The sequence below is a fragment of the Pseudomonas sp. Pseusp49 genome (assembly GCF_059491875.1).
In genome coordinates, this window is sequence record NZ_CP168514.1 from 5,982,502 (window position 1) to 6,009,493 (window position 26,992).

Here is a 26,992-nt window from a genome sequence, read left to right on the forward strand (position 1 = left end):
GCGATTATTTCCTCGGCTTGATCCGCGCAGTCGCTTCGGCCACCAGCGGATCATCTGGCCAGTAATGCTTCGGATAACGTCCCTTCAAATCCTTCTTCACTTCGGCGTAGGTGCTGCGCCAGAAGTTCGCCAGGTCCTGCGTCACCTGCACCGGCCGCCGAGCCGGGGACAGCAGGTGCAGCTTGACCACTTGCCGCCCGCCGGCAATGCGCGGGGTTTCGGCCAGGCCGAACAACTCCTGCAGACGCACCGCCAGAATCGGCGGCTGCTCGCTGTAGTCCAGGCGAATCGACGAGCCCGACGGCACGCTCAAATGATGCGGCGCCAACTCGTCCAGCCGCTGCGGCAGCGGCCACGGCAGCAGGTTGTGGACGATGCTCAACAGGTCCAGATTGGCGAAGTGACTGAGCCGCGAAACCTTGCCCAGATATGGCATCAGCCAGTGTTCCAGACCTTTGAGCAACGCTGCATCGCTGACGTCCGGCCATTCGCTCTCGCCTTTGCCGGCGAGGTCCAGTTGCCGCAACAACGCCACTCGTGCCTGCCACTGACGCAGCTCCGGGGTCCATGGCAACAGCTCCAGGCCTTTGCGCCGCACCAGATTCACCAGCGCCTGGCTGCGGGCGCTTTCGTCGAGACCGGTGAGCGGTTCACGGCTGAGGATCAATTCGCCAACCTTGCGCTGACGCTCGGCCCGCAGCACACCTTCGCGTTCATCCCAATCCAGTTGATCGACGCAACGCACCTGCTCGGCCAGCACTGAATCGAACAGCGCCGGATCGAAATCCGTCGCCAGATAAATCCGCTCTTCGCGTTGCCCCTGGCGACTGCCCAGATCGGCGATCACCAGCCACGGTTGCTTCATCAGGCTGTCGGCCTCGGCGAACAGCGCCGCACGTCCGTTGGCCAAGCGATATTCCGCGCCACCGGCGCGCCGTTGTTGGGCGACGCGGTCGGGATAGGCCAGCGCCAGCAACGCACCGAGCCAGCGCGGATGATCAGGATCGCTGACCGGCTCCGAGGCTTTGCCGCGCAAGTAGCCACGGTATTGCCGCGCCAGTTGCCGTGCGCGTTGCACGCCCCCCTGCGCGCCACGTGCCGCGCGTTCTTCGCCAGACAGCAATACCAGTCGGCTGTGCAAGTCCGCCCCGGCGCCACGCAGGATATCGCGTTCACCGAGCAGTGCGGCGACGTCGCAAGCCATTTCCGCCAGCCCCAGCGCCTGTCCGCGCAACAGCAAATGCGCGATACGCGGATGGGCCGGCAGTTCGGCCATGGCCTGGCCGTGACGGGTCAGTGCTTCACCGTCCAGTGCGCCCAGGCGTTCGAGCAGATCCTGAGCCTGTGCATAAGCGGCGGCCGGTGGCACGTCAAGCCACACCAGTTGCCCGGGCGTAACGCCCCAGCGCCCCAATTGCAGGGCCAGCCCGGCAAGGTCCGCCGAAAGGATTTCCGCACTGCCATAAGCCGCCAGTTGCTCGTGCTGGTCCTGGGACCACAGGCGATAACAAACACCGGGCTCCAGACGCCCGGCCCGGCCCGCGCGCTGGGTCGCACTGGCCTTGGAAATGCGCTGGGTGTCGAGACGGGTCATGCCGCTGCCCGGGTCGAAACGCGGTACTCGCGCCAGCCCGGCATCGATCACCACGCGCACGCCGTCGATGGTCAAACTGGTTTCGGCGATGTTGGTGGCCAGCACCACTTTGCGCTTGCCCGGCGGCGCCGGATCGATCGCCGCCCGTTGTGCTGTCAGGTCCAGTTCACCGTGCAACGGACACAACAGAACCTGTGGGTTGTCACCCAAGGCATCGGCCAATTGCTGATGCACGCGGCGGATCTCTGCTTGCCCCGGCAGGAACACCAGCACGCTGCCGGTCTCGTCGTTCAAGGCTTCGAGGAGGGTCTGCACCAGGCGCGGCTCGATGAATTCACCGGCCTGGAACGGCCGGCCCCAGCGCATCGTCACCGGGTACATGCGCCCTTCGCTGCGCAGGATCGGTGCGTCGTCGAGTAACCCGGCCAAACGTTCGCCTTCAAGCGTGGCGGACATCAAGAGGATTTTCAGCGGCTGATCGTCACGGAACAGTTCGCGGCCATTTAGGCTCAGGGCCAAGGCCAGTTCAGCGTCGAGGCTGCGCTCGTGAAATTCGTCGAAGATCAGCAGGCCCACACCTTCCAGCGCCGGGTCATCCTGCAGACGCCGGGTAAGGATGCCTTCGGTGACCACTTCGATGCGGGTATTGGGGCCGACCTTGCTGTCGAGGCGAATGCGATAGCCCACGGTTTCACCGACCTTTTCCCCCAGCTCACTGGCCAGCCGCTCCGCAGCTGCGCGTGCGGCCAAGCGGCGGGGTTCGAGCATCAGGATGGTCTGCCCGGCGAGCCACGGCTCGTTGAGCAGGGCCAAAGGTACGCGGGTGGTTTTACCGGCGCCGGGCGGTGCTTCGAGCACGGCTTCGTGGCGTGTAGCGAGGGCTTCACGCAGGGCGGGTAAAACTTCATCGATTGGCAAAGAAATCATGCTGGCTCCCAAACAGAGCGGCGAGTATAACGGCGAACTGCGTGGCGTTAATCACGGTCCTAATTCATACCGACGACGTTTCGTTTCGAGATTACCCAGGAGATTTCATATGCGTGCTCCCTTTCGCCTGATTGGCGGTGTTCTGGTCGCAACCTTGCTGACCCAAGTGACCGCCTGCGGGTCGATTTTCTACCCCGATCGCCGTGGCCAGATCGAAGGCAAAATCGACCCGGCCATCGCCGCGCTCGATGCCGTGGGCCTGCTGTTCTACATCATCCCCGGCCTGATCGCGTTTGCCGTGGACTTCGCCACCGGCGCGATTTATTTCGAACCGGGCAAGACCGCCCAGGTCGATCCGCAAAAACTCAAGGACGCCATCGGCCCCGACGGCCAGGTCGATAACCGCAAGTTGCAGACTATTCTGGAAAGCGAGCTGGGCCGCAGCTTCCCGCTGGACGATCCACGCCTGATCCAGAGCAAAGGCAGCGCCCAGCAACTGGCGATGTTCGGCCTGCAACCGGCTGCGTAACCCCTACACGCGAAAGGACTCTTCAAGGAACGATGGCCACTATGACCTCCAGCTCCGAACACGCCCGCCTGCTGCGGCTGGCGACCCGTGCCTCGGTGGCGGTGGCGTGCACATTGATTGTCGCCAAAGCCATCGCCTGGTGGCTGAGCGGCTCGGTGAGCATGCTCGCCGGGCTCACCGACTCGACACTCGACGGCGTCACGTCATTGCTCAACCTGCTGGCGGTGCATTACGCCCTGCGCCCAGCCGACAATGATCATCGCTACGGGCACGGCAAGGCCGAATCATTGGCGGGCATGGCCCAGGCGTTGTTCATTGGCGGCAGTGCAATACTGATTGCGCTGCAGGCCTATGATCGGCTCAAACATCCCGAACCGGTCGGCGCGCCGTGGATCAGTATCGGTGTGATTGTGTTGTCCCTCGTACTGACCCTGGCGTTGTTGATGTTTCAACATCGGGTGGTCAAGGCCACCGGCTCCAACGCGGTGCGCGCCGACTCCCTGCACTATCGCTCGGACCTGCTGCTCAACGGCAGCATTCTGATCGCGCTGGTGTTGGCCGGGTTTGGCCTGCATCAGGTCGACCCCTGGTTCGGTCTGGGAATCGCCGCCTACATTCTGTGGAGCGCAGTGCAGATCGCCCGGGAGAGCTTTGCGGTATTGATGGATGAAGAACTGCCGCCGGAGGTCAGCCAGCACATGCTGGAATTGGCGTGCAGCGTGCCCGGCGTGCTGGGTGCCCATGACCTGCGCACGCGAATCTCCGGCAACCAGTGGTTTGTACAGTTGCATCTGGAGCTGCCGGGGGAACTGACGCTGTCAGTCGCCCACGGCATCAGCGATCAGGCGGCCGCCGCCATTCACACCGCCTACCCGAGAGCTGAAGTGCTGGTGCACGCAGACCCGCAGGAAGTGGTGAAAACCGCTCGGGCTCAGTAGTTCACCTGATAACCACGACTGCTCAGGCAACTGCCCTGGGCCTGTCGGTAGGCTTGCACCACCGACGGGTCTGGCTGGTAGGTGGCAGTGCGTGGATCGAAACCACTCTGCTGCACCGCGTATTGATAACACTCGTAACCATCGCGACTGACCTGCTCCGGCGACTGGCCGTTGGCCGGGTACGCCTCCACGTCATATCCATTGCTGGCGGCCGGGGGTGGCGACTGCGGCTGGCCAACCGGCGGCTCGACCACGACATAATCCCGGGTGCTCTCCTCATAGGCGTAATACGAACCGGCCGCGAGGAACAGCAGCGCCCCGCCGATCCACACCTGCTCGGCATAATCTGGAAGGTAGCTGACGCGAATCCCGCGTGGTGGCTCTACCACCTCATAACGCGGACCCAGCGGGCGATACCAGTAGCCACCGGAATAGTAGTAATCCATGCCACGGTAAGGCACGCGGAAGTTACGTTCGGGGAAGCGGTCGATCACCTGGCCGGGGCGATACCTGGGACCTGGGCCCCAGCCGTTACCGTGTCCGCTCGGGCGTCCGTCCCAGTGATTGTCATTGGTCGGCGCACCGATATAGCCCTTCCAGCGCTGATTGTAATCGTTGCGATGCGGTTGATCCTGATAGTCACCGCGCCGCGGCGGCTGGGTCTGGCGCACGGTGTCGGGGCGCGGCTGAATCGGCATGTCAGTGGCCGGTGCCTGCGGTGGTGGCGGCGGTGAGCGAACCGGGCTGTTGAAATCCGGCGCTGGAGGGGGCTGCCTCTGGCTATTGTTCTGATGTTGATTCTGGCCGTTGTGCTCGTACTGGCGGCTGTCGTTGCTCTGCGCACGCGGCGGGTTCTGTGGCGGGCCGTTCTGCGGGCGTGGCTGGTTGTTGCCATGGCCCTGACCACCCCCCTGGTTACCACCCTGACCATGCTGCCCGCCATCATGGCCACGGTTTTGCTGCTCATCGGCCAGCGATTGCGCAGTGACACTGAAACACAACAAACCAACACCGGCCAAACGCCAGATGCGCGATTTCATGCTTATCCTCATTGCGGATTAGGGCCTGTACGTAAGACTGGGAAAGCAGTGGCCGGTTCTGCGACAGGTTATCAGTCACGCAACTTATTTATTGAGGCCAGAAGGGTCAAATTCCACGCAAGAAAAAGGGGAGACCCGTCGGCCTCCCCTTGGAGAACTTCGTCCTGGCTCAACGCTTGTGGCGCCGGCTCACCTCACGCCGTCTTCTGGACAGTGTGTAGCTCGGGGGCCGGCACATCCCCGGTGGGGGTGGCGACCGCGGCGGGCCTGATTGGGCGAGCCGCACTGGACTGTTTGTCCGAGCAGTGATTCTGGTGATAAGAATAGGCCGAGAGCGCCGACAGAGGATTGCGAAGATTGCTCAATTAAACATCACTTGCGCAATTTTTAACCCCGGATACATAATCTGCCGCAATAGTTACGACAAAGGACTGATTGATGAGCAAGCTCGATCGTTACGACCTGAGTATTTTGGCGGAATTGCAGCGCGACGCACGCATCTCCAACCAGGAGTTGGCCGAGCGCATCGGTCTGTCGCCTTCGCCGTGCTCGCGGCGGGTCAAACAACTGGAAGACGACGGCTACATTTCCCGTCAGGTCGCCCTGCTCGACCGAAAAATGCTCGGCCTGAGCCTGACGGCCTACGTGCTGATCGGTATGGACCGTCATACGCCGGAACGTTTCGAGAACTTCGAAGCGGCCATTCGCACCTTGCCCCAAGTGCTCGAATGCAGCCTGGTGACCGGGATGGATGCCGACTATCAACTCAAGGTCGTGGTGCCGGACATGGATCACTACCAGAAACTGCTGCTCGGGCATCTGACCCGGATTGAAGGCGTGACCAGCGTGCGTTCGAGTTTTGTGTTGAATCAGGTGCTCAACAGCACCGAACTGCCTTTGACTCACCTGCGCAGTTAAGACCCCCCCACCCTGTAGGAGCTGCCGCAGGCTGCGATCTTTTGATCTTGATTTTTTTAAGATCAAAAGATCGCAGCCTGCGGCAGCTCCTACAGGGCGAACCGGGCGACGGATGACTGCGACACACCGACGCAGGTCAATACTGCACACAGCCAGCGAGGCGTATAATCTTCGCGCCCTTTTAGCCTCGCCCGCGCTGGAGATGTTCGATGGATCCTGCAGTCTTTGAAGAGTGGATGATGACCGGTCTGGTCACGATCCTGATCATTTTCATGGGTTTCATCGTCTGGGATCTGGCGAAGAAGTCCAAGGCCGGGCGCTTTGGCTCGTTCATCCTGTTCTTCGTGCTGGGCCTGGGCGTGGCCGCGTTCATCATCAAGAGCGTGGTGATCGGCCTGATCGAATCCGGCGCCTTATAAGCGCGCCGGTACTTCTTTCCACTGGCCCTGATCGAGCCCTTCGATCGTCCAGTCACCGATTCTGACGCGCACCAGGCGCAAGGTCGGCAAACCGACCGCAGCGGTCATGCGCCGCACCTGCCGGTTGCGCCCTTCGCGAATCACCAACTCCAGCCAACTGGTCGGCACGCTTTTGCGAAAGCGCACCGGCGGATTGCGCGGCCATAGCTCCGGCTCGTCCAGTTGCCGCGCCTCGGCGGGCAAGGTCATGCCGTCATTCAATTCGACGCCGTCACGCAGGCGCTGCAATTGCTCGGCGCTCGGCTCGCCTTCGACCTGCACCCAATAGGTCTTGGCCAGTTTGTGCTTCGGATCGGCGATTCGCGCCTGAAGCTGGCCGTCGTTGGTCAGCAGCAACAAGCCTTCGCTGTCGCGATCCAGCCGTCCGGCCGGATAGATCCCCGGTACATCGATGTAGTCCTTGAGCGTCGCGCGCCCTTCGCCGTCACTGAATTGCGTCAGCACATCGAAAGGTTTGTTGAACAGGATCAGCTTCGGCTCGGCCGGCGGAGCCTTGGCGACACGGCGCGGGGCTGCAGGCGAGGGTTTCGTGCCAGGGCGGCGGGAAACGGGACGTTGAGGAGGACGAGACATGAGAAAGGAAACATCTAACGGTCAGGGCTGCCAATGCTAGTGCCCCAACCGTCAAATGACCATGACAACCGTTAGCGGAACGGCGGCTCGTCGAAGCTGCGCAGTTTGCGCGAGTGCAGTGAGTTGAGTTCGGTGCGCAACAGATCCACCGCCTCGATACCGATCTTCAAGTGCTGGCTGACCGCGCGCTCATAGAAGGCGTTGGCCGAGCCCGGCAACTTGATTTCGCTGTGCAGCGGTTTGTCCGAGACGCAAAGCAACGTGCCGTACGGCACCCGCAAACGATAACCCTGGGCGGCGATGGTGCCACTTTCCATGTCCACCGCCACGGCGCGGGACAGGTTGATCAGCGGCCGTTCCTGCGCCCAGCGCAGCTCCCAGTTACGGTCGTCGTAAGTCAGCACGGTGCCGGTACGCAGGCGTTTTTTCAGTTCGTCGCCCTTCTCACCGGTGATGTTGGCCGCCGCCTGCTGAAGCGCGAGTTGCACTTCGGCCAGGGCCGGAATCGGAATGTTCGGCGGCACGACCCGGTCGAGAATGCCGTCGCGGCGCATGTAGGCGTGGGCCAGCACGTAGTCGCCAATTGTCTGCGACTGACGCAGGCCGCCGCAGTGGCCGATCATCAGCCAGCAATGCGGGCGCAGAACGGCGAGGTGGTCGGTGATGTTCTTGGCGTTGGAGGGACCGACACCGATGTTGACCAGGGTCACGCCATGGCCGTCACTGGCGATCAGGTGATAGGCCGGCATCTGGTAACGGTGCCAGACCACGCCGGCGGCAATCGCCGACGCTTCGCCGTGATCCATGCTCTTTTCGATGATCACGTTACCCGGCAGCACCATGCGCACGAAGCGCGGGTCCTGGCGCAATTGTTCCAGGCCGTGGACGATGAACTGGTCGACATAGCGGTGGTAGTTGGTCAGCAGAATCCACGGCTGCACATGGCGCCAGTCGCTGCCGGTGTAATGCACCAGTCGGCGCAGGGAGAAATCCACCCGTGCGGCATCGAAGAGGGCCAGCGGCAGCGGATCGGTGTTTTCCCAATCGTACAAACCGTCGGCAATGCCGTCGGTCGCGGCCGACAGGTCGGTACTCGGGAATACCCGCGCCAGCACGGCGGCGGTGACGCCGGAGCCTCCCAGTTCATCGCCCTGCTCGACCACATACGGATATGGGATGTTCTGCTGGCTGACACCGACTTCCACCGTCACGGTGAAGTCGTGCATCAACGGAACCAGTTGTTCCAGCAGGTACTTACGGAAAGCCGACGGATGGGTGACGGTGACACTGTAGGTGCCCGGCAGTTGGACCTTGGCATAGGCACGGGTGGTCTGCGGGACTTCGCCCTGACAGTGGTAGGTCAGGCGCAGCTCGGGATAACGGAACAACGCCCGCTGCTCGGCATCAGGCTCGACGCGGTCCTTGAGGTAACGCTTGAGCGCCTGACTCAGCGCGGTAGTTGCACGGTTGTGCAAGAGTGCGAGCCGATCCACGGCTTGCTCGGCGGTTTGAACGACAATAAAAGCTTCGGTCACGATCAGCATCCTGTGTTCTGACTTGCAGACCTTCATCTTGCCTGCATCGTCGCTTCACGGGAACAGTGATTGCTACACAAACCCCGGGGCGCACCGCGGATCAAATGTGGGAGCGGGCTTGCTCGCGAAAGCGGTCTGTCAGTCACATCAACGTTGAATGTGAAACCGCATTCGCGAGCAAGCCCGCTCCCACATTGGTCCAGTGGCGTCCTTGCACCTGGGATCAGAAACCCTGCGGGGTCGATCGGGCGACAATCGCTTCCACGTCCAGGCCGCGTGGCAACGCGCCGTACACTCGGCCGCCACCGCCCAGGCGACTGGCGATGAAGGCATCACTGACCACCGAATTCCCGGCTTCCAGCAGCAACTTGGCCTGCAATCCCAAGGCGATGTCTTCAGTCAGTTGCCGGGCGCGGTACTGAATGTCGCTGGTGTCCTTGAAGGCTGCCTGCAATTGCTGGATGTGCGCGGCAAGGCGCTTGTCGCCATGACCATCGCCCAACTCGCTGAACAGCGCATCGAGCACGCCCGGTTCTTTTGACAGGGCACGCAGCACGTCCAGGCACTGCACGTTGCCGGAACCTTCCCACGTCGAGTTCACCGGCGCCTCGCGGTAAAGCCGCGGCAGAATGCTGTCTTCGACATAACCCGCGCCGCCCATGCATTCGGCGGCTTCATTGATCATCGCCGGTGCCCGCTTGCAGATCCAGTACTTGCCCACCGCCGTTACCAGCCGGGCGAACCTGGCTTCCTGCGAGTCGTCCAGATGATCCAGCGCCCGGCCCATGCGCAGGCTCAAGGCCAGGGCGGCCTCGCTTTCCAGCGCCAGGTCCGCCAGCACGTTCTGCATCAACGGTTGCTCGCGGAGCAATTTGCCGCCGACCGAACGATGAGCACAATGGTGGCTGGTCTGGGTCAACGCCTGACGCATCAGCGAACTGGAACCGACCATGCAATCGAAGCGGGTCATGGCGACCATCTCGATGATCGTCGGAACGCCACGCCCCTCTTCACCGATCATCCACGCCAGTGCGCCGCGAAACTCCACTTCGCTCGAAGCGTTGGAGCAATTGCCGAGCTTGTTCTTCAGGCGCTGGATGTAGAACTGATTGCGTGTGTCGTCCGGGCGATGGCGCGGCAGCAGGAAACAGGTCAGGCCCTTGTCGGTCTGCGCCAGTGTCAGGAAGGCGTCGCACATCGGCGCCGAGCAAAACCATTTGTGCCCCACCAACTCATAGGCCTGGCCCGGACCGCTGGCTCCAACCGGATACGCCTTGGTGGTATTGGCCCGCACATCGGTGCCACCCTGTTTCTCGGTCATGGCCATGCCGATGGTGACCCCGGCCTTGTGGGCCATGCCGACGTTGCGCGGGTCGTATTCGGTAGCGAGGATTTTCGGCAACCACTTTTGCGCCAGGTCCGGTTGCAGACGCATGGCCGGAACGCTGGCGAAGGTCATGGTCAACGGGCAGCCACTGCCGGCTTCGGCCTGGCTGTGCAGATACGACATGCTGGCGCGGGCCACATGAGCGCCGTCCTGCGGGTGCGCCCAAGGCAGCGAGGTCAAGCCGTGCTCGACTGCCGTGCGCATCAGTTGGTGATAGGCCGGATGAAATTCCACCAGATCGATGCGATGACCAAAGCGGTCATGACTGTTGAACACCGGCTTGTTCTGATTGGCGAGGAACCCGGCTTCCATCAACGGACCACCGGCCAGCGCGCCGTAAGCGTCGATCCGCGATTCGGCCCAACCGGCCCCGAACCGCCGCGACCATTCCTGTAACGGCAAGTCGATGCGGTAGAGGTTGGCGCCGTCCAGTGACGGTGGCTGGTTGGTAACTTCGTGGGTTTCGGCAAACTGATGCAGGTTCATGACTGGGCTCCTTTGGTCGGCCAAGGGACTTCAGTTAAGCACCGCCCCTCAGTCGAACAAAGTGTCATATCCGCCTAACTGTCGGCGCTTTCGCCCTGTTGCGAGCAGAGCACCCGACGGTAGAGCGCGGCCTGCAAGTCTTCGAATTTTACCGGTTTGCTCAAGTAATCGATCAATGCGCCGGTCGGGCAGCGTTGACGGTCCCCCCCCAGGGCGATCATGAACAACGGCAGCTCGGCATAGCCCGGCAACGCGCGGATCTGGCAGCACAGCGACTCACCGTCCTGACGCGGCAACTGACAATCGACCAGCACCGCGTCAAACACTTCGCGTTGCAGGAGATCGAGCGCGACATCGGCTCCGTCGGCCGTACGCACGCGAAAACCCAGCTTGAGCAACATGCCGCGCATCACCAACTGGCTGATGCTGTTGTCATCCACCAACAGCACCGCACAATCCTGCGGCAGGCGTAGACGCGGAAAATCCCGGGGCATCAAGGGTGCCAGGGGGCGTTCGGCCACCGACAGCCCGACTTCCACATCCAGCTGAAACCGGCTGCCGCGTCCTGGCTCGGAGCGATGCGTCAGGCGTCCACCGAGCAATTCGACCAACTGCCGGCAAATCGCCAGGCCAACACCCAGGCCACCGTATTCACGGGTCATCGAGCCGTCGAGCTGGAAGAACCGTTGATACATCGTGGCCTCTCCCAGATCGGTGAAGCCAATGCCCGTATCGATCACCGCGAAGGTCAACGCCAACCGGTCGGGCTCAACGGCCTTGCCGGTCACCCGCAAGGCCAGGCCGCCGACCCGGGTGAACTTGATGGCGTTGTCCAGCAGACACTCCAGGCATTGCGCGATCTTGGTGTTGTCGCCGTGCAAGCGATCCGGCACGCCGGATGCGACGTCGACCTTGAAGTCCAGCGACTTGCTCGAAGCGTTGCCCTCGAACTGCGTGCGCAGTGCCTCGACCATGCGGCGCAAGCTGAAACTGTCGGCCGAGGTCTGGAGTTTGCCGGCCTGCAGTTCGGTGAGGGTCAGGATACCGTTGACCATGCGCATCATGTCCCGCGCCGACCCCGAAGCCGTCTGCTGATACTGCTCAAGCTCCGGGTCCATTTCGACCGTCTGCATCAATTCCAGTGATCCGATCACACCGTTCATGGGCGTGCGCAGTTCGTGGGTCAGGGTGGCCAGGAATTCGTCCTTGAGCTTGTTACTGCGAGCCAGTTGCTGGTTGAGGATTTCAAGCTTCTGGCCGGCGTCGAATAGCGTCTGCGCCTGCTGCTCGCGCATGTCGTTAATGCGGTCGGCCAGTGCCAGGGACAACAACGCCACTTCGATGGCCGAGCCGATCTGGCTGGAGTACATGGTCAGGAACACATTCGGCAGGTATCCCAGCACCATCAACGTATTGACGATACCGCCGAGCAAAAACGCCGACCAGGCAATGATGAAATACCGCGCGACGCGCAGCCCCCGCAGCCAGGCAAAGATCCCGGCGGCAAAAATCACCACCGTGAACGTCAGCGCCAGGGCCGTGGCCAGGCGCAACGCCAGGGCGTAGCTGGTCATCAAAGACAGGCCGACCACCAGCGCACCGAAGGCAACCAACGCCAGCAGCAAGCGGTCGAGCCAGCGACTGTGGGTAGCCATTTGCAGGAAACTGCGGGCGAACTGACTGCCGAACAACCCCGCGCAGCCGATGAAAAACGGCGTCGCGGCGTTGGCCCACCAAGGGTTGTCCGGCCAGAAATACTGCACTGCCGCGCCGTTGACCGACAGCTGGTACAAGCCGAACGAGGCGATATAGAAGATGTAGTAGAGGTAGCTGGTATCGCGCACGCTGAGGTAGATGAACAGGTTATAGACCAGCATCCCCAGCAACACGCCGTAGATCAGCCCCAGTACGTAGAGGCGCACGGGCTGCTCTTCGAGGTAGGCGGTGCTCGACCACAAGGTTACCGGTGCCTGGATCGAGCCTTCGCTTTGCAAGCGCAGGAATAGTGTTTCGGCCTGGTCGGCTTTGAACGTCAGGTCAAACAGATAGTTGTTCTGACGAATCTCGCGGCTGGCGAAGGGCAAGGCATCGCCGGTCTGCCTGACCAACTGATAGTTGCCGGCCGCATCGGGCAAATAGAGATCGAGATGATCGAGGGGTGGATAGGCCAGTTCCAGCAGCCAGGTCCGTTGCGCCGCCGGATCGGTCGGTCGGTAATGCAGGTCGATTTTCAGCCAGAACACCGAGCGCGAGTACCCGGCGTTGAGCGTGTCTTTGTTGTGCGCCTTGAAGTTGCCGGCCGCCGCTTGCGCGCGGATATCCGCGATGGTCGCCTGACCACCCGCGTCCTCATAGACCTGCAGGGTTCGGCCCAAGGGGAGGCTTTGAGTAAACTCATCGAACTCGACGGCGCCTGCCAGGAGGGGCAAACACAACAGCAACATCAGCAAATAGCGCATTGAAGCCCCAGCGTGGCCTGTCCGGTTCTGTCAGGAAGCCCCCCATTCCTTTTGAGCAGACGTAAAACCGGTATCACCTGTTATTGGTTTGGATCCACTCTAGCATAGCCGTTGATGGCCATTAAACACCATTGAAATCTTTCATGAAAAGGCTCTAGGACGGGCGTTCCGGCGAAGGCTTTTTTGAGATAGAGCTGTTTGTTTTGGGCAAAAAATCAAAAGATCGCAGCCTTCGGCAGCTCCTACAGGTTTGCGTCGATCCGCCCTTCTTGCAGGAGCTGCCGAAGGCTGCGATCTTTTGCCTTTTTCTGCGCCTCACACCGAAGTGCACGCACACCCGAAAAACGTTGTTTGGTGGTAAGCTCGCGCACCATGAATATCTACAGCTCTCGCCCCGTTGTCCTCTGTCTCTCCGGCCACGACCCAAGTGGTGGCGCCGGCTTGCAGGCAGATATCGAAGCCCTGCTCGCTCAGGGTTGCCATGCGGCTCCGGCCGTCACCGCCCTGACCGTGCAAGACACCGTCAATGTCACTGACTTCCGCGTCCTCGACCGTGAGTGGGTACTGGCCCAGGCCAATGCCGTGCTCAACGATTCCGAAGTCGCGGCGGTCAAACTGGGCATGCTCGGTTCCCTGGAAATGGTCGACACCGTGGTCGAACTGCTTTCAGCGCACCCGCATTTGCCAGTGGTCTGCGACCCGGTGCTGCGCGCCGGCGGCGGCGGACGCCTGGGCAAGGACGAAGTCGGCTACGCCATGCGCGAACGCCTGCTGCCCTTGTCGATCATTGCCACCCCCAACCTTCCCGAAGCCCGGATCCTCGCCGAACTGCCCGAAGGCACCGCGGACGAGTGCGCTGAAAAACTCTTGCCGTTCGTCAAACACCTGCTGATCACCGGCGGCCATGGCGACGAAACCGAAATCCACAATCGCCTGTATAGCCGCGACGGCCTGCGCGAAACCTTTACCTGCCAGCGCCTGCCCGGCAGTTATCACGGTTCCGGCTGCACCCTGGCGAGCGCGCTGGCCGGTCGTCTGGCCCAGGGTGAAAACCTCGCCAGCGCCGTGCAGACCGCGCTTAACTACACATGGCGCACCCTGCGTGACGCCGAGCAGCTGGGCAAAGGCCAGTTTGTGCCGCGCCGCCTGCCGCTGGATTTCTGTTCGTAACTTCCATTTGTAATGCGGTGAGGCTTGACCGATGAAACTACGTGGCCTGTACGCCATTACCGACAGCCATTTGCTGGACGGTAAGTTGCTCAAGTACGTGGAGGCGGCGCTGGAAGGCGGCGTCACCTTGCTGCAGTACCGCGACAAAAGCAGCGACGAGGCCCGTCGCCTGCGTGAGGCCGAAGCCTTGCGCGAGCTGTGCGAACGCTACAAGACCCAGCTGATAATCAACGATGATGCCGAACTGGCCGCGCGCCTCAATGTGGGCGTGCACCTGGGCCAGACCGATGGCCCGCTGACTCCGGCTCGTGCACTGCTCGGGCGTCAGGCGATCATCGGTTCAACCTGCCACGCGCAGCTCGAACTCGCCGAACAGGCGGCCAAAGAAGGTGCCAGCTATGTCGCCTTCGGCCGCTTCTTCAATTCCAACACCAAGCCCGGCGCACCGACTTGCAGCCTCGAACTGCTCGACCAGGCGCGCAAGCAACTGCACCTGCCGATCTGCGCGATCGGCGGCATCACCCTGGACAACGCCGCCCCGCTGGTGGCCCATGGGGTCGATCTGCTGGCCGTGGTGCATGGCCTGTTCGGCGCCGAGAGCACGGCTGAAGTCACCCGCCGCGCCCGCGCCTTTAACGAATTACTTAAAATCTGAGAACCCGATCATGTCTCGTTCCGAAACGCTGTTTGCCAATGCCCAGAAACACATTCCCGGTGGCGTGAACTCTCCGGTTCGCGCGTTCAAGAGCGTCGGCGGCACGCCGTTGTTCTTCAAGCACGCCGAAGGCGCCTACGTCACCGACGAAGACAACAAGCGCTATGTGGATTACGTCGGTTCCTGGGGCCCGATGATCCTCGGCCACAGCCACCCGGATGTGCTGGAGGCGGTGCGCAAGCAGCTGGAGCACGGCCTGTCCTACGGCGCGCCGACCGAGATGGAAACGCAGATGGCCGACCTGGTCTGCTCTCTCGTGCCGTCGATGGAAATGGTGCGCATGGTCAGCTCCGGCACCGAAGCGACCATGAGCGCCATTCGCCTGGCCCGAGGCTTCACTGGCCGCGACAGCATCATCAAGTTCGAAGGCTGCTACCACGGTCACTCCGACAGCCTGCTGGTCAAGGCCGGCTCGGGCGCACTGACCCAGGGCGTACCGAGTTCGGCCGGCGTACCGGCAGCGTTCGCCAAACACACCCTGACCCTGCCGTTCAACGACATCGACGCCGTTGAAACCATGCTCGCCGAAGTCGGCCAGGACGTGGCCTGCATCATCGTCGAGCCAGTGGCCGGCAACATGAACTGCGTGCCGCCGGCACCGGGTTTCCTCGAAGGCCTGCGGACCCTGTGCGACAAGCACGGCGTGGTGCTGATTTTCGACGAAGTGATGACCGGTTTCCGTGTCGCCCTCGGCGGTGCCCAGGCGTACTACGGCGTGACGCCGGACCTGACCACCTTCGGCAAGATCATCGGTGGCGGCATGCCGGTCGGCTGCTTCGGCGGCAAGCGTGAAATCATGCAGCGCATCGCCCCGCTGGGCCCGGTCTACCAGGCCGGCACGCTGTCCGGCAACCCGCTGGCGATGGCCGCCGGCCTGACCACCCTGCGCCTGATCAGCCGTCCGGGCTTCCACGCCGAGCTGACCGACTACACCACTCGCCTGCTCGACGGCCTGCAACAGCGCGCCGATGCGGCGGGCATTCCGTTCGTGACCACACAAGCCGGCGGCATGTTCGGCCTGTACTTCAGCGGCGCCGACGACATCGTGACTTTTGATGACGTGATGGCCAGTGACGCCGCCCTGTTCGGCCGCTTCTTCCACCTGATGCTCGAAGGTGGCGTGTACCTGGCACCGAGTGCCTTCGAAGCCGGTTTTACTTCGATCGCCCACGGCGAAGCCGAACTGAAACTGACCCTGGACGCCGCCGAGCGTGCCTTCGCAGCCTTGAAATAACGCTGTAGCGCTGACGTTGGCCATTGCCAGCGTCAGCTTTCACCTACACGCCCACCTTCATTCCTACACTTTCAGCAAAAATCCTCCGCAAAACGGGAGATATATTTCCCGCGCAGCAGAAAAACGAGTAAAGACTTTGTAAGGTTGGCCCTGCTTATTTCATAATGCGCGCTTATTGGATCCCTCGATGGGTCCGCGCGCCCTTCAGAGGTAAGTCGATTCCCATGAACCGCACCGGCCGCACCCTTGCACTGGGCTGCCTGTTGCTTCTTCAGCCCCTGCTCGCGCACGCACAAGCAGGCGGCAACTCGTTGTTGATCCCAGCGATGGGTCGCTGCACCCTCAATACCCAGCCGCAAGACCTGGAACAGGCGATCGCCGCCTGCCAGAAAGCGTCGGATGAAGGGGATGCGCAAGCGCAATACGAGTTGGGTGAGTTCTACTACGAAGGCAAAAACGCACCGCGCGATCTCAATCAAGCCCTGAGCTATTTCGAAAAGGCCTCGCTGCAAGGCCACGCCCAGGCGCAATTCAAGCTCGGCACCATGTTCTTCCACGGCGAAGGCGTACCGGCCAATAACGTTCAGGCGTATATCCTGCTGAAGATGGCGGCGGTCAACGGTGCCGAAGATGCACTGGACACCGCTGACGAAGTCACCGAAAAAATGCCCCGCGAAGAACTGGAGCTTGCCACCCAGGTGCTCGGGCAAATTTTCCGTAAATATTTGATGGAACTGCAGAGCGCTGACGGGCGTACGCCTTTCGCGCCTCTACCTTAAATTCTGCGGCGCTTTTTCCGGCCTCTTCGCGAGCAAGCCCGCTCCCACATTGGAATGCAGTACCCTGTGGGAGCGGGCTTGCTCGCGAATGAAGCAACCCGGTTTCGTGCCTTACTTCTCAGGCATCGGCATCGGAAACGGCATGACATTGCCGACCGCGCCGCGGGCTTCGCTGATTTTCGGTGTCCCCAGACGCTCGACTTCGTCGATACGCACGATCGAATGCATCGGCACAAAACTGCGCACCACGCCTTCGAACTGAGCCTTGAGCTTTTCTTCGCTCGGATCGACGACCACTTGCGTGCGCTCGCCAAAGACGAACTCTTCCACTTCCAGAAAGCCCCACAGATCACTTTGATAGATCTGCTTGGCGTACATTTCGAACACCTGGCCCTGATTGAGGAAAATCACCTTGTAGATTGGAGCTTCACGTTTGGTCATGGTGGGCGGGTAACACATCGAGGGATAAAAAAGAGGGCGCAAACTATAGCATAGCCGCCGGACGCGCAGCGGTAGGAACCTGGGTTCATGTTCCCTATAATGCGCGGTTCTTTGAATCACGTGATGACTCTATCCATGGCCAAGAAGCTTTACATCGAAACCCACGGTTGCCAGATGAACGAGTACGACAGCTCGCGCATGGTCGATCTGCTGGGCGAACACCAGGCCCTGGAAGTCACCGCGCGCGCTGAAGACGCCGACGTCATCCTGCTCAACACCTGCTCGATCCGCGAACGCGCGCAGGACCGCGTCTACTCCCAGCTCGGGCGCTGGCGCGAACTGAAGCTGGCCAACCCGGAGATGGTGATCGCCGTCGGCGGTTGCGTGGCCAGCCAGGAAGGCGCGGCCATCCGCGATCGCGCGCCGTACGTCGACGTGGTGTTCGGCCCGCAAACCCTGCACCGCCTGCCGGAAATGATCGACGCCGCGCGCATCACCAGACTGCCGCAAGTCGACGTCTCGTTCCCGGAAATCGAAAAGTTCGACCATTTGCCCGAGCCGCGCATCGACGGCCCGAGCGCTTACGTGTCGGTGATGGAAGGCTGCAGCAAGTACTGCACGTTCTGCGTGGTGCCCTACACCCGCGGCGAAGAAGTCAGCCGGCCGTTCGACGACGTGATTGCCGAGATCATTCACCTTGCCGAAAACGGCGTGCGCGAAGTGACACTGCTGGGGCAGAACGTCAACGGTTATCGCGGCCTCACCCATGACGGGCGCCTGGCGGATCTGGCCGAGCTGATCCGCGTGGTTGCCGCCGTCGATGGCATCGACCGCATCCGCTACACCACGTCGCATCCGCTGGAGTTCTCCGACAGCCTGATCCAGGCCCACGCCGATGTGCCGGAACTGGTCAAGCACCTGCACTTGCCAGTGCAGTCCGGCTCGGACCGCATCCTCGCCGCGATGAAGCGCAACCACACCGCGCTGGAATACAAATCCAAACTGCGCAAGCTGCGCGCCGCCGTGCCGGGGATCTGCATCAGCTCGGACTTCATCGTCGGTTTCCCGGGCGAGACCGAGAAAGACTTCGAGCAAACCATGAAGTTGATTGCCGACGTCGGCTTCGACTTTTCCTACTCGTTCGTCTATAGCCAACGCCCGGGCACTCCGGCCGCCGACCTGGCCGACGACACGCCGGAAGAGCTGAAAAAAGAGCGTCTGAATGCCCTGCAGCATCGCTTGAACCAGCAAGGTTTCGAGATCAGCCGACAAATGGTCGGTTCGATCCAGCGGATCCTGGTGACCGATTACTCGAAAAAAGACCCGGGCGAGCTGCAAGGCCGGACCGAGAATAACCGTATCGTCAACTTCCGCTGCGACAATCCGACCCTGATCGGCCAGTTCGCGGACGTGCACATTGATGCCGCGCAGCCGCATTCGCTGCGGGGTTCGCTGATCCAATAACACCGAATATCCCTGTGGGAGCGGGCTTGCTCGCGAAGGCGGTCTGTCAGCACCAATAATGTCGACTGACACTCCGCCTTCGCGAGCAAGCCCGCTCCCACAGGTACAGCGCCAGAGGCGGGAATCGGGTTGCCTCATTTAAGAGCTTTCGCACCCAGCCCACTGGCGTTATCCTTGATTTCATCTCAATTGCCCCAGGGCGGCTAAATACGACCTTGAACGCACCCATAGAACCACATCGTTTCATCCTCGAGCCTTTTGAAGCTCGCCGCTTCGCCAATCTGTGCGGGCAATTCGACGAGCATTTGCGCTTGATCGAACAACGCCTGACCATCGAGATCCGCAATCGCGGCAACCAGTTCGAGCTGATCGGCGAGCCCAAACACACCACCTCCGCGGAAAACCTCCTGCGCCGCCTGTACCGGGAAACCAAGGGTACCGAGCTGTCGCCGGACATGGTGCACCTGTTCCTGCAGGAATCTGCCGTGGAACAGCTGGACAACCACTCCCCCGCCGAACCGTCCGTGGCGCTGCGCACCAAGAAAGGCATGATTCGCCCCCGCGGCTTGAATCAGCTGCGCTATGTGAAGGAGATCCTCGGTAACGACATCAACTTCGGCATCGGCCCGGCCGGTACCGGCAAAACCTACCTGGCCGTCGCCTGCGCGGTGGATGCACTGGAGCGCGAGCAGATTCGCCGCATCCTGTTGGTGCGCCCGGCGGTCGAAGCGGGTGAAAAACTCGGCTTCCTGCCTGGCGACCTGTCGCAAAAAATTGACCCGTATCTGCGCCCGCTCTACGACGCGCTCTACGAAATGCTCGGTTTCGAATACGTCGCCAAGCTGATCGAGCGCCAGGTGATCGAAGTCGCGCCGCTGGCTTACATGCGCGGCCGTACGCTGAACAACAGCTTCATCATTCTTGACGAAAGCCAGAACACCACGGTCGAGCAAATGAAGATGTTCCTGACCCGGATCGGCTTCGGCTCCACGGCCGTCATCACCGGGGACATCACCCAGGTCGACCTGCCACGCGGCACCAAGTCCGGCCTGCACCATGTGATTGAAGTGCTCAAGGAAGTGCCGGGGATCAGCTTCACCCATTTCCAGCCCAAGGACGTCGTGCGCCATCCGCTGGTACAGCGCATCGTTGAGGCCTACGAGCGCTTCGAAACCCGTGCGGCCGATGATGCAGCCGCCAAGGATAGCCGCCGCGATGCTTGAGCTTGACCTGCAAATCGCTACCCAAGCCCCCGCCCCCAGCGAAGCCGAATTCCGCCAGTGGTGCGAACTGGCTTTGCGCCAGCGCAGCGCCGACTCGGAGATGACCATTCGCCTGGTCGACGAAGCCGAAGGACGCGAGCTGAACCACACCTGGCGGCAAAAGGATTACGCAACTAACGTCTTGTCATTCCCGGCCGATGTGCCGGATGAATTCCTCGACATCCCACTGCTGGGCGATCTGGTGATCTGCGTGGCGGTGGTCGAGCGTGAGGCCCTGGATCAAGGCAAGGAACTCAAGGCCCATTGGGCACACCTGGTGATTCACGGCTGCTTGCATCTGCTCGGTTACGACCATATTGATGACGACGAAGCCGAAGAGATGGAAGCACTGGAACGAACGTTGCTTGCAGAACTGGGCTTTCCCGATCCGTACGCGGACGACGAGACCGATTTATCCCCCACAGAAACAACAAAGGATTCAGAGTAATCGCTATGAGCGAAGATCGATCGAGCAACGGGCAGAAGTCATGGCTGGGTAAGCTCACCCAGGCTTTTGCCCACGAGCCGAAAAATCGCCAGGAGCTTTTGGAGCTGCTGCGCGATGCACACCAGAACAAACTGTTGGACAGCGAAGCGCTGGCCATTGTCGAAGGCGCCATCCAGGTGGCTGACTTGCAGGTGCGGGACATCATGGTCCCGCGCTCGCAAATGGTCAGCATCAAGGCGAACCAGACACCCCGCGAGTTCCTGCCTGCCGTGGTCGACTCGGCCCACTCGCGCTACCCGGTCATCGGCGAAAGCCACGATGACGTGATGGGCGTGTTGCTGGCCAAGGACCTGCTGCCGTTGATCCTCAAGGAGAACGGCGACAGCTTCAACATCAAGGATCTGCTGCGTCCGGCCACCTTCGTGCCGGAATCCAAGCGTCTTAACGTGCTGCTGCGCGAATTTCGCGCCAACCACAACCACATGGCCATCGTCATCGACGAGTATGGTGGTGTGGCAGGCCTGGTTACCATCGAAGACGTGCTGGAACAAATCGTCGGCGACATCGAAGACGAACACGATGTCGAAGAAGACAGCTACATCAAGCCGCTGCCGAGCGGTGATTTCCTGATCAAGGCCCTGACGCCGATCGAGAACTTCAACGAGTTTTTCGACAGCGAGTTCTCCGACGATGAATTCGACACCGTTGGCGGTCTGGTGATGAGTGCGTTCGGGCATCTGCCAAAACGTAACGAAATCACTGAAATCGGCCCATACCGCTTCCGCATCCTGAACGCCGACAGCCGTCGGATTCACTTGCTTCGCCTGACGCCCATTGCTCGCTAAGGATTGAAATGCGCTGGACAACCCGCCCCGGCTGGCCCGGTAACCTGCTGGCCGTGGCGGCCGGTGCAATCACCACCCTGGCCCTGGCGCCGTTCGATATCTGGCCACTGGCATTGCTCGCCGTCGGCCTGTTCTATGCCGGCCTGCGCGAACTGAGCCCACGTCAAGCCTTGGGGCGCGGCTGGTGTTTCGGTTTCGGCCTGTTCGGTGCCGGCACCAGCTGGATCTACTACAGCATTCACCATTTCGGCGGCGCCTCGGTGTTGCTCGCCGGTTTCCTGATGCTGCTGTTCACGGCGGCGATTGCCTGGTTCTTTGCCCTGCCCGCCTGGATTTGGGCGCGCTGGCTGCGCCGCAATGAGGCGCCGCTGGCCGACGCCCTGGCCTTCGCTGCGCTGTGGGTCGCCCAGGAAGCCTTCCGCGGCTGGTTCCTGACCGGTTTTCCGTGGCTGTATTCCGGTTACAGCCAGCTCGACGGCCCGCTGGCCGGGCTCGCACCCCTCGGCGGGATGTGGCTGATTTCCTTTACCCTGGCACTGACAGCGGCGTTGATCTACAACGGCTTGCGCCTGGTTCGCACGGGACGCAAGGGCTTCATCGCTGCCGGTGTATTGCTGCTGGTCGGCCCATGGCTGGTCGGCATGGCGCTCAAGCACCACGCCTGGACCAGCCCTTCGGGCCCGCCACTGAGCGTCGCCGCCATTCAGGGCAACATCGAACAAAGCATGAAGTGGGATCCGGCGCAGCTCAACGCGCAGTTGGCGCTGTACCGCGACATGAGCTTCAGCTCCAAACGCGTCGACTTGCTCATCTGGCCGGAAACGGCGATCCCGGTGCTCAAGGAGTCCGCCGAGGGCTACCTGAACATGATGGGCAACTTCGCGGCTGAACGTAAATCGGCGTTGATCACCGGTGTCCCGGTCCGCATGGAAGTACGCCACGAGAAGCGTTTCTTCAATGGCATCACCGTGACCGGTGAAGGCGACGGCACTTATCTGAAGCAAAAACTGGTGCCCTTTGGTGAATATGTTCCCTTGCAGGATATCCTGCGCGGGCTGATCGCCTTCTTCGACCTGCCAATGTCGGACTTCGCTCGCGGCCCGGCTGACCAGCCGCTGCTGCAAGCCAAGGGTTATCAGATCGCGCCGTTCATCTGCTATGAGGTGGTTTATCCGGAGTTCGCCGCCAGCCTTGCCGCCCGCAGCGACCTGTTGCTGACCATCAGCAACGACACCTGGTTCGGCACCTCCATTGGCCCACTGCAACACCTGCAGATGGCACAGATGCGCGCGCTGGAAGCCGGCCGCTGGATGATCCGCGCCACCAACAACGGCGTGTCCGGCCTGATCAACCCATTCGGCCAGATTACCGATCAGATCCCGCAGTTCGAACGCGGCATCCTGTATGGCGAAGTGGTGCCGATGCACAACCTGACGCCGTACCTGGAATGGCGCTCATGGCCATTGCTCATAGTCTGCGTGTTGTTGTTTGGCTGGGCGCTGATTGCCAGCCGGATGGCCAAGACCGTCTAGAAAAGATCGCAGCCTGCGGCAGCTCCTACATTTGGAATGCCTGTAGGAGCTGCCGCAGGCTGCGATCTTTTGAACTTCATCGATAAAACAACGAATAACCGACCTGCCCCACCGCCTCGTTCATCAACTGCCCGTTCTGCCAGATCGCCTTGAACTCCGGCATCCAGCCACCCAGCGGCCGCGCGTTGTCGCCGCCCAGAAACCCTACCGGCGCCGGCACCACCTCAAAACCGGCCTTGCGGAAACTCCAGACCGCCCGTGGCATATGCCAGGCCTGAGTCACGAGCACCACACGCTTGATGCCCTGCGGAAGCAGCACCTCGGCGCTGAACTGCGCATTTTCCCAGGTCGTGCGGCTGCGCCCTTCCTGCCAGCGCACGCTCAAGCCAAAATCGTCACGCAAGGCGTCAGCCATCATCTGCGCCTCGCTGGGCGGCGTGCCGTAATGCAAGCCGCCGCTGGTCAGTACCGGCAACCCGGAAGCCTTGGCCAACCGCGCGGCAAAGCGCTGACGTTCCAGACCGACACCCGTGGGCTGGTCGGCGCCCCAGGCCACGTCACCGCGCTCGCGCCCCGAACCGAGGACCACGATCGCGTCCGCACGCTGCCCCAGGACTGCCCACTCACTGCGGGCAAGCGGCGGCTCCCGCTCGAGCAGACTGGCACTCCATTGCACAACCACCGGCAGGCTCATCAGCCAGAAACCACCCAGGCCCAGAGCAAAGCACGCACCGGCAAGCCTCGGCCTTGAGCGGCGCAACCACCAGGCAAGCAAAAGCAGCAGCAATAGAATGCCGGGCGGCAAAAGAAGTTGTTTTACGAAATAACGGAACGGCATCGAGCATCTCCTGGAGATGCCCGAAGCCTAAGTGGGTTGGCGCAATGCGACAATCAATATGGAAGGACTATGCTTCAAAAATTCAAGGAGCATGGCACCGTGCCCTATTTGAACTGCAAAGACCGGACCTTTACCGCGTCTCTGCCGGGAACCTTGTCCTTGAGCCAGATGATCTTGGCTGAACGTGGTGCGTCGAGTTGCTTTACCGCTTCTGACAAGCATCCGTGCGTCTCACGTTCACTGCGATCCAGATACGCCTTGACCAGTGCAAACTCTGCGGGGCTCAGGCCACGCAGTTCCAGCTCCAGAGGGCGTTCGTCGCGCAACCGGCCAGCGGTCCTTGCCGCTTCCAGGGCCAAGGCCAACCGATCGATCAGCCTTTCGTACAGCTCCGGTTTTGTAGCTTTTTGCTGTGACTCAACCATCCCTCACCTCATTGGAAGATATGACCTACTCCCCAGTTAGAGCTTAGCTTCCATGAACAAACCGGCTGAACGCCGCGACCAACGGCCCTCGCAGCGGTTTTCGCAGGACGTGTGGCAGCAATCAGGGTTTCCCTCGGTAGAGCGCGGTCATGTATGCTACGGCGCTTCCTGTAACTCCACTTCCAGCTCGGCTGGACACCGAAAACGCCAATGAGGCGACTTCAACGTCCAGCGTTGCATTGAAGAGGATTAGGCCACCCCTATTCAGTTCAAAAGTAGCCATGCACGAACAATATCAGCCCCGTGAAATCGAAGCCGCCGCCCAGTCGTTCTGGGACGAGCAAAAGTCCTTTGAAGTCAGTGAACAGCCAGGCAAGGAGACTTACTACTGCCTGTCGATGTTCCCTTACCCCAGCGGCAAGCTACACATGGGGCACGTGCGCAACTACACCATCGGCGACGTGATCTCCCGCTACCAGCGCATGCAGGGCAAGAACGTTCTGCAACCGATGGGTTGGGACGCCTTCGGCATGCCGGCGGAAAACGCCGCGATGAAGAACAACGTAGCGCCCGCCAAATGGACCTACGAAAACATCGCCTACATGAAAAGCCAGCTGCGCAGCCTGGGCCTGGCGGTGGACTGGTCGCGCGAAGTGACCACCTGCAAGCCCGATTACTACCGCTGGGAACAATGGCTGTTCACTCGCCTGTTCGAAAAAGGTGTGATCTACAAGAAAAGCGGCACCGTGAACTGGGACCCGGTCGACCAGACCGTCCTGGCCAACGAACAGGTGATCGACGGTCGCGGCTGGCGTTCGGGCGCGCTGATCGAGAAGCGCGAAATCCCGATGTACTACTTCAAGATCACCGCCTACGCGGATGAACTGCTGGAGAGCCTCGACGAACTGACTGGCTGGCCTGAACAGGTCAAGACCATGCAGCGCAACTGGATCGGCAAATCTCGCGGCATGGAAGTGCAGTTCCCGTACAACGTCGACTCCATCGGCGAAACCGGTGCACTGAAAGTCTTCACCACCCGTCCGGACACCCTGATGGGCGCGACTTACGTCGCCGTGGCCGCCGAGCACCACCTGGCCACCCTGGCCGCCCGGAACAATCCCGAGCTGCAAGCGTTCATCGCTGAATGCAAGGGCGGCAGCGTGGCTGAAGCCGACGTCGCCACTCAGGAGAAAAAAGGCCTGCCGACCGGTCTGTTCGTCGAACACCCGCTGACCGGCGAAAAGCTGCCGGTCTGGGTCGCCAACTATGTGCTGATGCATTACGGCGATGGCGCGGTGATGGCGGTTCCGGCCCACGACGAGCGCGATTTCGAATTCGCCCACAAATACAACCTGCCGGTCAAATCGGTCGTGCGCACCAGTTCCGGTGAGACCAACCCCGCGCCATGGCAAGATGCCTACGGCGAGCACGGCACCCTGATCAATTCCGGCGAGTTCGACGGCCTCGACTTCGCGGGCGCCTTCGACGCCATCGAAGTCGCGCTGATCAAGAAAGAACTGGGCGCCTCGCGTACCCAGTTCCGCCTGCGCGACTGGGGCATCAGCCGTCAGCGCTACTGGGGCTGCCCGATCCCGATCATCCACTGCACCACCTGCGGTGACGTGCCGGTACCGGAAGATCAACTGCCGGTCGTGCTGCCCGAAGACGTGGTGCCGGATGGCGCCGGTTCGCCACTGGCGCGCATGCCCGAGTTCTACGAGTGCACCTGCCCTAAATGCGGCGCGCCGGCCAAGCGCGAAACCGACACCATGGACACCTTCGTCGAGTCCTCGTGGTACTACGCCCGCTACGCCTCGCCACACTTTGAAGGCGGCCTGGTGGAAAAATCGGCGGCCGACCACTGGCTGCCGGTTGACCAGTACATCGGCGGTATCGAACACGCGATTCTTCACCTGCTGTACGCGCGCTTCTTCCACAAGCTGATGCGCGACGAAGGCCTGGTGAGCTCCAACGAGCCGTTCAAGAACCTGCTGACCCAGGGCATGGTGATCGCCGAGACTTACTATCGCCGCGAAGCCAATGGCGCCTACACCTGGTTCAACCCGGCGGACGTCGAGCTCGAGCGCGACAGCAAGGCCAAGGTTATCAGCGCCAAATTGAAAGCTGACGGACTGCCGGTGGAAATCGGCGGCACCGAGAAGATGGCCAAGTCGAAGAACAACGGCGTCGACCCACAGTCGATGATTGACCAGTTCGGTGCAGACACCTGCCGCCTGTTCATGATGTTCGCCTCGCCACCTGACATGAGCGCGGAATGGTCCGACTCCGGCGTAGAGGGCTCGCACCGTTTCCTCAAGCGCGTCTGGCGCCTGGCTCAAGCGCACGTCACTCAGGGCCTGCCGGGCAAACTGGACGTCGCCAGCCTGAATGACGAGCAGAAAGCCGTTCGTCGCTCGATCCACCTGGCCATCAAGCAGGCCAGCCAGGACGTCGGCCAGAACCACAAATTCAACACCGCCATCGCCCAGGTGATGACGCTGATGAACGTGCTGGAGAAAGCCGCACAAGGCACCGAACAGGATCGCGCGCTGGTTCAGGAAGGCCTGGAAACCGTGACCCTGCTGCTCGCCCCGATCACGCCGCACATCAGCCACGAGCTGTGGCATCGACTGGGCCACGCTGATCCTGTGATCGACGCCGGTTGGCCGGTGGTGGATGACAGCGCTTTGGTACAGGACAGCCTGCAACTGGTGATTCAGGTCAATGGCAAGCTGCGTGGTCACATCGACATGCCGGCCAGTGCCAGCCGTGAAGAAGTCGAAGCCGCCGCCCGTGCCAACGAGAACGTCCTGCGCTTCGTCGACGGTCTGACCATTCGTAAAGTGATCGTAGTGCCCGGGAAACTGGTCAATATCGTCGCCAGCTAATTGGATCAGGCGCCAGGTGAGCCTGGCGCCGAGTAAAACCTTTCGGGCCGCTTGATCGGCCCACATGGTTTCAAGGGGAGCAACAA

General features: G+C 61.5%; 23 protein-coding genes. 14 read left to right on the plus strand and 9 right to left on the minus strand.

The features are described 5' to 3' along the window. Nucleotides 1-4: 4 nt before the first annotated feature. A complete protein-coding gene (hrpB, locus tag ACEN83_RS26680; protein WP_495578843.1) occupies nucleotides 5-2,521 on the minus strand; it encodes an ATP-dependent helicase HrpB in 2,517 nt (838 codons plus the stop codon). A gap of 109 nt (nucleotides 2,522-2,630) precedes the next feature. Between hrpB and pmcY the strand changes: the two genes are divergently transcribed. After that, nucleotides 2,631-3,050: a periplasmic Zn2+ metallochaperone PmcY gene (gene pmcY, locus ACEN83_RS26685; protein ID WP_007975830.1), complete on the plus strand. Its 420-nt coding sequence runs from the start codon at nucleotides 2,631-2,633 to the stop codon at nucleotides 3,048-3,050. Nucleotides 3,051-3,091: 41 nt separating this feature from the next. After that, the gene (locus tag ACEN83_RS26690) at nucleotides 3,092-3,988 is read left to right on the plus strand and encodes a cation diffusion facilitator family transporter (RefSeq protein ID WP_495578844.1); all 897 of its coding nucleotides are present in this window, start codon (nucleotides 3,092-3,094) and stop codon (nucleotides 3,986-3,988) included. On the opposite strand, the gene ACEN83_RS26695 is transcribed toward ACEN83_RS26690, so the two are convergent. After that, nucleotides 3,982-5,028: a DUF6515 family protein gene (locus ACEN83_RS26695; protein ID WP_495578845.1), complete on the minus strand. Its 1,047-nt coding sequence runs from the start codon at nucleotides 5,026-5,028 to the stop codon at nucleotides 3,982-3,984. The two genes, ACEN83_RS26690 and ACEN83_RS26695, sit on opposite strands and share 7 nt — an antisense overlap. 438 nt (nucleotides 5,029-5,466) lie before the next feature. Here ACEN83_RS26695 and ACEN83_RS26700 point away from each other — a divergent pair, with 438 nt between their 5' ends. After that, nucleotides 5,467-5,946, plus strand: a complete 480-nt coding sequence (locus ACEN83_RS26700) for an Lrp/AsnC family transcriptional regulator (protein ID WP_007937367.1) — start codon at nucleotides 5,467-5,469, stop codon at nucleotides 5,944-5,946. Nucleotides 5,947-6,155: 209 nt separating this feature from the next. Continuing rightward, nucleotides 6,156-6,365 (plus strand): DUF2788 domain-containing protein, encoded by a 210-nt coding sequence (locus tag ACEN83_RS26705; protein WP_007975837.1) that lies wholly within the window; start codon nucleotides 6,156-6,158, stop codon nucleotides 6,363-6,365. Here ACEN83_RS26705 and ACEN83_RS26710 read toward each other — a convergent pair. From ACEN83_RS26710 to ACEN83_RS26725, 4 genes are all read right to left on the minus strand, one after another. Then, nucleotides 6,360-6,998, minus strand: coding sequence for a pseudouridine synthase (locus tag ACEN83_RS26710; RefSeq protein ID WP_095965705.1), 639 nt, complete (start codon nucleotides 6,996-6,998; stop codon nucleotides 6,360-6,362). The two genes, ACEN83_RS26705 and ACEN83_RS26710, sit on opposite strands and share 6 nt — an antisense overlap. Before the next feature lie 71 nt (nucleotides 6,999-7,069). Next, entirely contained in the window at nucleotides 7,070-8,569 is a 1,500-nt protein-coding gene (gene amn, locus ACEN83_RS26715; protein ID WP_172435715.1) for an AMP nucleosidase, read from the minus strand. Between the two features lie 187 nt (nucleotides 8,570-8,756). Beyond that, a complete protein-coding gene (locus ACEN83_RS26720) occupies nucleotides 8,757-10,406 on the minus strand; it encodes an acyl-CoA dehydrogenase family protein (protein ID WP_495578846.1) in 1,650 nt (549 codons plus the stop codon). A gap of 74 nt (nucleotides 10,407-10,480) precedes the next feature. Then, nucleotides 10,481-12,865 (minus strand): 7TM diverse intracellular signaling domain-containing protein, encoded by a 2,385-nt coding sequence (locus ACEN83_RS26725; protein ID WP_495578847.1) that lies wholly within the window; start codon nucleotides 12,863-12,865, stop codon nucleotides 10,481-10,483. Nucleotides 12,866-13,237: 372 nt separating this feature from the next. Between ACEN83_RS26725 and ACEN83_RS26730 the strand changes: the two genes are divergently transcribed. From ACEN83_RS26730 to ACEN83_RS26745, 4 genes are all read left to right on the plus strand, one after another. Beyond that, the gene (locus ACEN83_RS26730; protein ID WP_057713171.1) at nucleotides 13,238-14,035 is read left to right on the plus strand and encodes a hydroxymethylpyrimidine/phosphomethylpyrimidine kinase; all 798 of its coding nucleotides are present in this window, start codon (nucleotides 13,238-13,240) and stop codon (nucleotides 14,033-14,035) included. Nucleotides 14,036-14,066: 31 nt separating this feature from the next. Further along, nucleotides 14,067-14,690 carry a thiamine phosphate synthase gene (gene thiE, locus ACEN83_RS26735; protein WP_095965708.1) on the plus strand — a complete coding sequence of 208 codons (624 nt, stop codon included), beginning with the start codon at nucleotides 14,067-14,069 and terminating at the stop codon, nucleotides 14,688-14,690. Nucleotides 14,691-14,700: 10 nt separating this feature from the next. Then, on the plus strand, nucleotides 14,701-15,984 hold the full coding sequence (gene hemL, locus ACEN83_RS26740) for a glutamate-1-semialdehyde 2,1-aminomutase (RefSeq protein WP_495578848.1): 1,284 nt from the start codon (nucleotides 14,701-14,703) through the stop codon (nucleotides 15,982-15,984). Nucleotides 15,985-16,208: 224 nt separating this feature from the next. Beyond that, on the plus strand, nucleotides 16,209-16,763 hold the full coding sequence (locus ACEN83_RS26745; RefSeq protein ID WP_095965710.1) for a tetratricopeptide repeat protein: 555 nt from the start codon (nucleotides 16,209-16,211) through the stop codon (nucleotides 16,761-16,763). 111 nt (nucleotides 16,764-16,874) lie between these two features. Here the strand turns inward: ACEN83_RS26745 and ACEN83_RS26750 are convergent, their stop codons facing one another. Then, nucleotides 16,875-17,204: a DUF1820 family protein gene (locus tag ACEN83_RS26750; RefSeq protein WP_003185742.1), complete on the minus strand. Its 330-nt coding sequence runs from the start codon at nucleotides 17,202-17,204 to the stop codon at nucleotides 16,875-16,877. Nucleotides 17,205-17,339: 135 nt separating this feature from the next. Here ACEN83_RS26750 and miaB point away from each other — a divergent pair, with 135 nt between their 5' ends. The 5 genes from miaB to lnt all read left to right on the plus strand — a co-directional run bounded on the left by miaB (nucleotide 17,340) and on the right by lnt (nucleotide 22,755). After that, complete coding sequence (gene miaB / locus ACEN83_RS26755; protein ID WP_218486011.1) at nucleotides 17,340-18,668, plus strand: tRNA (N6-isopentenyl adenosine(37)-C2)-methylthiotransferase MiaB; 1,329 nt, start codon at nucleotides 17,340-17,342, stop codon at nucleotides 18,666-18,668. Nucleotides 18,669-18,883: 215 nt separating this feature from the next. Further along, on the plus strand, nucleotides 18,884-19,891 hold the full coding sequence (locus tag ACEN83_RS26760) for a PhoH family protein (protein WP_015096962.1): 1,008 nt from the start codon (nucleotides 18,884-18,886) through the stop codon (nucleotides 19,889-19,891). Next, nucleotides 19,884-20,378 (plus strand): rRNA maturation RNase YbeY, encoded by a 495-nt coding sequence (gene ybeY, locus ACEN83_RS26765; RefSeq protein ID WP_116581870.1) that lies wholly within the window; start codon nucleotides 19,884-19,886, stop codon nucleotides 20,376-20,378. The genes ACEN83_RS26760 and ybeY overlap by 8 nt, the downstream gene beginning before the upstream one ends. A gap of 5 nt (nucleotides 20,379-20,383) precedes the next feature. Then, nucleotides 20,384-21,223 (plus strand): CorC family transporter, encoded by an 840-nt coding sequence (locus ACEN83_RS26770; RefSeq protein ID WP_007975860.1) that lies wholly within the window; start codon nucleotides 20,384-20,386, stop codon nucleotides 21,221-21,223. A gap of 8 nt (nucleotides 21,224-21,231) precedes the next feature. After that, nucleotides 21,232-22,755, plus strand: coding sequence for an apolipoprotein N-acyltransferase (gene lnt, locus ACEN83_RS26775; RefSeq protein WP_218486009.1), 1,524 nt, complete (start codon nucleotides 21,232-21,234; stop codon nucleotides 22,753-22,755). A 76-nt stretch (nucleotides 22,756-22,831) separates the two neighbouring features. On the opposite strand, the gene ACEN83_RS26780 is transcribed toward lnt, so the two are convergent. Further along, on the minus strand, nucleotides 22,832-23,593 hold the full coding sequence (locus tag ACEN83_RS26780) for a YdcF family protein (protein WP_495578849.1): 762 nt from the start codon (nucleotides 23,591-23,593) through the stop codon (nucleotides 22,832-22,834). A gap of 104 nt (nucleotides 23,594-23,697) precedes the next feature. Beyond that, entirely contained in the window at nucleotides 23,698-24,018 is a 321-nt protein-coding gene (locus ACEN83_RS26785; protein ID WP_015096967.1) for a hypothetical protein, read from the minus strand. Nucleotides 24,019-24,299: 281 nt separating this feature from the next. Here ACEN83_RS26785 and leuS point away from each other — a divergent pair, with 281 nt between their 5' ends. After that, nucleotides 24,300-26,906 (plus strand): leucine--tRNA ligase, encoded by a 2,607-nt coding sequence (gene leuS / locus ACEN83_RS26790; RefSeq protein WP_116581872.1) that lies wholly within the window; start codon nucleotides 24,300-24,302, stop codon nucleotides 26,904-26,906. Nucleotides 26,907-26,992 lie beyond the last annotated feature (86 nt).